At 74.2% G+C, this 4,909-nt stretch carries 6 protein-coding genes and 2 pseudogenes; 6 read left to right on the top strand and 2 right to left on the bottom strand.

Features of this window, described 5'->3' with window-relative positions:
* Nucleotides 1-577, top strand: a 577-nt coding sequence (locus VGD85_RS13495; RefSeq protein ID WP_331063956.1) for a TCP-1/cpn60 chaperonin family protein, incomplete at its 5' end; no start/stop codon positions are given.
* 176 nt (nt 578-753) lie between these two features.
* Here the strand turns inward: VGD85_RS13495 and VGD85_RS13490 are convergent.
* Nucleotides 754-1,440 carry a helix-turn-helix transcriptional regulator gene (locus VGD85_RS13490; RefSeq protein WP_331063955.1) on the bottom strand — a complete coding sequence of 229 codons (687 nt, stop codon included), beginning with the start codon at nt 1,438-1,440 and terminating at the stop codon, nt 754-756.
* Nucleotides 1,441-1,543: 103 nt separating this feature from the next.
* On the opposite strand from VGD85_RS13490, the pseudogene VGD85_RS13485 reads away from it, so the two are divergent.
* A pseudogene (locus tag VGD85_RS13485) lies at nt 1,544-1,954 on the top strand (hemerythrin domain-containing protein); the annotation flags it as partial.
* Nucleotides 1,955-2,098: 144 nt separating this feature from the next.
* Nucleotides 2,099-2,356, top strand: a pseudogene (locus VGD85_RS13480) (DUF2249 domain-containing protein); the annotation flags it as partial.
* 34 nt (nt 2,357-2,390) lie between these two features.
* Here the strand turns inward: VGD85_RS13480 and VGD85_RS13475 are convergent.
* Nucleotides 2,391-3,464, bottom strand: coding sequence for a tellurite resistance/C4-dicarboxylate transporter family protein (locus tag VGD85_RS13475; RefSeq protein WP_331063954.1), 1,074 nt, complete (start codon nt 3,462-3,464; stop codon nt 2,391-2,393).
* Between the two features lie 54 nt (nt 3,465-3,518).
* On the opposite strand from VGD85_RS13475, the gene VGD85_RS13470 reads away from it, so the two are divergent.
* The 3 genes from VGD85_RS13470 to VGD85_RS13460 all read left to right on the top strand — a co-directional run.
* Entirely contained in the window at nt 3,519-4,031 is a 513-nt protein-coding gene (locus tag VGD85_RS13470) for a sigma-70 family RNA polymerase sigma factor (protein WP_331063953.1), read from the top strand.
* On the top strand, nt 4,028-4,660 hold the full coding sequence (locus tag VGD85_RS13465) for a hypothetical protein (RefSeq protein WP_331063952.1): 633 nt from the start codon (nt 4,028-4,030) through the stop codon (nt 4,658-4,660). The genes VGD85_RS13470 and VGD85_RS13465 overlap by 4 nt, the downstream gene beginning before the upstream one ends.
* 37 nt (nt 4,661-4,697) lie before the next feature.
* On the top strand, nt 4,698-4,909 hold a 212-nt coding region (locus VGD85_RS13460), incomplete at its 3' end, for an NTP transferase domain-containing protein (RefSeq protein WP_331063951.1).

Genomic DNA, 4,909 nt, shown 5'->3' with positions numbered 1-4,909 from the left:
CGAGAAGTCGGACTCCGACTACGACCGCGAGAAGCTCCAGGAGCGCCTCGCCAAGCTGGCCGGCGGCGTGGCCGTCATCAAGGTCGGCGCGGCCACCGAGGTCGAGCTCAAGGAGCGCAAGCACCGCATCGAGGACGCCGTCCGCAACGCGAAGGCGGCCGTCGAGGAGGGCATCGTCGCCGGTGGTGGCGTCGCCCTGGTGCAGGCCGCGGCCACCGCGTTCGACAAGCTGGACCTGTCCGGCGACGAGGCCGTCGGCGCGCAGATCGTGCGCCTGGCGACCGAGGCCCCGCTCAAGCAGATCGCGGTCAACGCCGGCCTCGAGGGCGGCGTCATCGCGGAGAAGGTCAAGGGTCTCGACGCCGGCCACGGCCTCAACGCCGCGACCGGTGAGTACGTCGACATGATCGCCGAGGGCATCATCGACCCCGCCAAGGTGACCCGCAGCGCGCTGCAGAACGCCGCCTCGATCGCGGCGCTCTTCCTCACCACCGAGGCCGTCGTGGCCGACAAGCCGGAGAAGGCCGCCCCCATGGGTGGCGACCCGTCCGGCGGCATGGGCGGCATGGACTTCTGAGCACCCCTGACGGGCGCTAGCTTGCTAGCGCCCGTCAAGCCGGGTGCCAGGTCGAGTAGCGCCGGCGCGGACCGAGGCGAAGCAAGGGACGCGCGGCGCGTATCGAGACCGAGTCGCTCAGCAGGACATCAGCACGAAGCATCGACCCGCCAGGGAAGCACCCTGGCGGGTCGGTGTCATTTACCCCGCGAGTCGTCCGTCGGCGGCACCACCAGCCGGCAGGCGCCCGGCTCGGCGAACGGCACCAGGTCCGTGCCGGCCGGGTCCGCCCCGTAGGTCGAGAGGGCACCGATGACCAGCCCGCGGTGGACCTCGCACACGACACCGGGGTAGCGGTGGGCCGCGTCGAGCAGCGGGCAGCGGGTCAGCCGGACCTGGTCGGCGCGCTCGGCGTCGACCTCGGGGGCGAACCCGAGCTCGTCGAGCATCGTGACGACCTCGTCGCGGGCGTCCTCGGGGGTGGTGGGCCGGGCCTCGCGCTCCTCGGCGAGGCTGCGGCCCCAGTGCTCTCCCGCGAACCGGGCCGTCTCGGTCGGGGCCGGGCTGGTGCGGGCGATGGAGGCGGCCAGTGCGGTCGCCAGGCCGGCGTACTCGTCGCGGGCGCGGTCCTGGAGGGCCTCGTAGCGCCACGCCGGACGTCCCCGGCCCTGGGGCTCGTCGCGGATCCGGCGCACCCACCCGTCGGCGACCAGTGCGTCGAGGTGCTCGCGCAGCGTGTTGGCGTGCAACCCGCTGGCCTGGGCGAGCGCCGCGAGCCGCGGCGGCTGCGGCTGGTCGATCAGCAGCTGCAGGACCGCGGCCCGCCCCGGAGTCAGGGGACGGGGGCGCTGTCCGGGACGGGGCCCGAGCGAATTGTTTTTCACGGGTACTACTGTAGTAAATATTGCGGCAAAGGCCAGTCCTCGGGTCGTCTCGACCCCGCACCGGACGACCGATCCCGCACCACCACACCTGAGGAGCACACCGATGAACGACCTGATGGTCGCCTCCACCGAGGCGGACGCACGCGCGGCCGAGGCGATCGTGGCCCACCACGCCGCCATGGACGGCGCGCTGAGGACCCATGTCGCCCAGCTGGCGTCCGCCGCCCGGACCGGTCGCCGCGAGGACGTCGAGCGGGCCCGCGCGGAGCTGCTGTCCTGGTGCCGCACCGACCTGGTCCCGCACGCCCTCGCCGAGGAGGCCACGCTCTACCCGGCCGCCTCCGCCCGGCCGGCGGCCGCGCTGCTCATCTCCTCGATGCTCGCCGAGCACCAGCAGCTCCTCGACCTGGTCGCCCGGCTCGAGCGGGCCGAGGCCGGCGTCGACGCGGCGGTCGCCGCCGGATCGGTGCTCACCCTCTTCGAGACCCACCTCGCCAAGGAGAACGAGCTCGTGGTGCCGCTGCTCGCGACCGCCTCCGACGTCTCGCTGGCCGAGCTCCTCGACGGCATGCACGAGGAGCTCGACCACGGCGACCACGGCGACCACGGCGACCACGGGCCCGAGGCCGCCGCGCCCGCCGGCCACGGCCACGGCGGCTGCGGTTGCGGGGAGAGCGACCCGGCCGGCTACCCCGAGCTCGACGTCCGCACGATCCCGCACGCGATCCGGCACGCGACCGTGTTCGGCGCCGTCGACGGCGTCCGTCCGGGCAGCGGCCTGGTGCTGGTCGCACCGCACGACCCGCTGCCGCTGCTCGCCCAGCTCGAGCAGCGCGACCCCGGCGTGCTCAGCGTCGAGTACCTCGAGCGCGGCCCCGAGGCCTGGAAGCTGCAGATCCTGCGCGCCGCGCGCTGACCAGACGTTGACCCGCCCGACAGTCTCGGGCGGGTCAACGGGGAGCGGGCCGGCGCACCGTGCGGTCGAGGTGCACGAGCATCGCGACGAACACGATGACCGCGGCCGCGAACGCGATCCACAGCTCGATGCTGGCGATCCGGTGCACCAGCGGCAGGTCGTCGGCGCGGCCCAGATAGATCCCCGCCGCGGCGTACATGCCGAGCGGGAAGATCATGCTCCACAGCGTGGGGTCGTAGCGCAGCGGGATCTTGCGGACCACGTGACGCCACCAGCCCGCGGCGACCAGCGGGGGGATCAGCCAGGTCGCGAACGCCCAGAAGACCACGGCCAGGCCGGCGACCAGCCCGCGCGTCGCGTCCACCATCGGCGCGTCGGCCATCTCCACGATCCGGGCCCCCGCGAGCACGGTGATCGCCAGCGCCCCCATCGACACCCAGTACGGCGGGTTCAGGTCCTCGGGGCCGAAGTCGTAGAGCATCAGCCGCAGCGCGATGATCACCCCGGTCGCGGCGTAGAGGAACACGCCGACCGACCACGCGACGACCGCCACCAGCGCCAGCGCGATCCGCCCGTCGTCGGCTTGCGGCTCGAGTGTGGCCGCCGCGGTCGCCACCGACTGGGTCGCGACCGTCCAGATGAACCAGGTGCCGTTGGCGGCGGCGACCACCGGCCGCGGCTGCGGACCGAGCACGGCGGTCCAGGGCACGACGTACCCCAGCACCAGCCAGACGCTGCCCGCCAGCGCGAACAGCACCGCGGTGGCGGTGTAGTGGCCGTCCAGTCCCAGCCGTACGCCGAGCACGTTGGTGCCCGCGACGAACGTGAAGAACCCGAAGCCGCGGCGCGGATCCATGAAGTCCTCGCTGGTCGCCGTCCGGTAGGCGACGAACCGCCACGCGGTCAGCGAGAGCAGCAGCACGAACGCCGCGGCGCAGACCACGAGCAGCAGCATCGACAGCACGTGGTGGCCCTGCAGCTCCATGCCGACCGACAAGATGCCGCTGGCCATCACCAGCGCGAAGTAGCCGGGCGTCAGTCCCTCGACGCCGACTCGGACACGGCCGCCCAGGGTGTCCCCCGGGGAGAGGCTCTGCGTGACGGGCACCCCGGCAGGGTACGGCCGGGCGGACCGGTCCGTCAGGTATGTGAGGGTGGTGTCGTGCAGAGTCGACGCGAGCGCTTCGAGGAGGTCGCGCCGGGGCTGATCGAGCCGCTGCGGCGGTTCCTGGCCAGGCGCACCGACCCCGCGACCGCCGAGGACGTCCTCGCCGAGACGATGCTGGTGTGCTGGCGGCGGGCCGAGGACCTCCCCGAGGAGCCGTTGCCCTGGGCGTACGCCGTCGCCCGCAACTGCCTGCGCAACGCGGAGCGGGCCGCCCGCCGCCAGCAGCGGGTGGCCGCGCGGCTGATGGCCCAGCCGGCGGACGCGGAGCCGCCCGAGGACCCGGCCCTGCACGAGGCCCTGGACACGCTGCGACCCGAGGAGGCCGAGCTGCTGCGCCTGTGGGCGTGGGAGCAGCTGACGCCGGCGGAGATCGCCCTGGTCCTCGGCATCACCCCCAACGCGGCCAGCATCCGGCTCACCCGCGCCAAGCAGAAGCTGGCGGACCGGCTGCGAAAGATCGGGGCCCGGGCCGGACATGAGGAGTCGAGAGAGGGGAGAAGGTCATGACCGACGAGCTGCACGACCGGCTGCACGACCGGCTGCGCGCCGCCGACCCGGCCGCCTCCCTGTCGCCGGCCGACCCCGAGCGGGTGGCCCGACTCCTGGAGGACGTCATGAGCACCGAGCTCACCACCGAGAACCGTGCCACCGGCACCCGCGACCGCGGGCCGCTGACCTGGCTGGTCGCCGCGGCCGCGGTGCTGATCATCGCGGGCGTCGGCCTGTTCGGGGTCCTCAACCACGGGGACGACCCCGCGGCGCCCCCGACCGCGGCCGACTCCAAGACGGTGACCGAGCTGACCGCGCCGAGCCCCGCGGCGTACTCCGCGAAGTGCATGGTCCCCAACGCCGACACGATCGCCCAGCAGACGGTGGCCTTCGAGGGCACCGCGACCGCGATCGCCGACGACATGGTCACGCTGAGCGTCAGCCACTGGTACACCGGCGACCCGACCGACCTGGTCCGGGTGCAGGCGCCGCCGGCCGACCTGGCCCAGCTGCTCGGCGCCGTGGACTTCGAGCGCGGCGGCCGCTACCTGGTCTCGGCCACCGACGGCCGGATCACCGTGTGCGGCATGAGCGCGCCGTGGTCGGCCGACCTGGCGGCGCTCTACGAGCAGGCCTTCGGCGGCTGACCCCGTCCCGGCGCCGCCGGCCTGGCATCCTGGGCGGGTGCACGGACTGCTGCTCGCCGCCGGTGCCGGCACCCGGATGGGGCGGCCCAAGGCGCTGGTCCGGGCCGCCGACGGCGAGCCCTGGCTGGTCCGCGGCGTGCGGGCCCTCGCCGACGGGGGCTGCGCCCAGGTGGGCGTGGTCCTCGGCGCGGGCGCCGAGGAGGCGCTGCCGCTGCTCGAGGGGACCGGCGCCACCGCGGTCGTCGCGGC

The sequence above is a fragment of the Nocardioides sp. genome (genome assembly GCF_036401255.1).
Taxonomy (GTDB): domain Bacteria; phylum Actinomycetota; class Actinomycetes; order Propionibacteriales; family Nocardioidaceae; genus Nocardioides.
The sequence above is the reverse complement of the archived record's forward strand: the minus strand, read 5'-3'. Positions and strand labels throughout refer to the sequence as shown.

Bases quoted from the DNA above. Each gene is read 5' to 3' on its own strand.
- VGD85_RS13465 (WP_331063952.1), top strand. From the start codon at position 4,028: ATGACCGACGAGCTGCACGACCGGCTGCACGACCGGCTGCGCGCCGCC.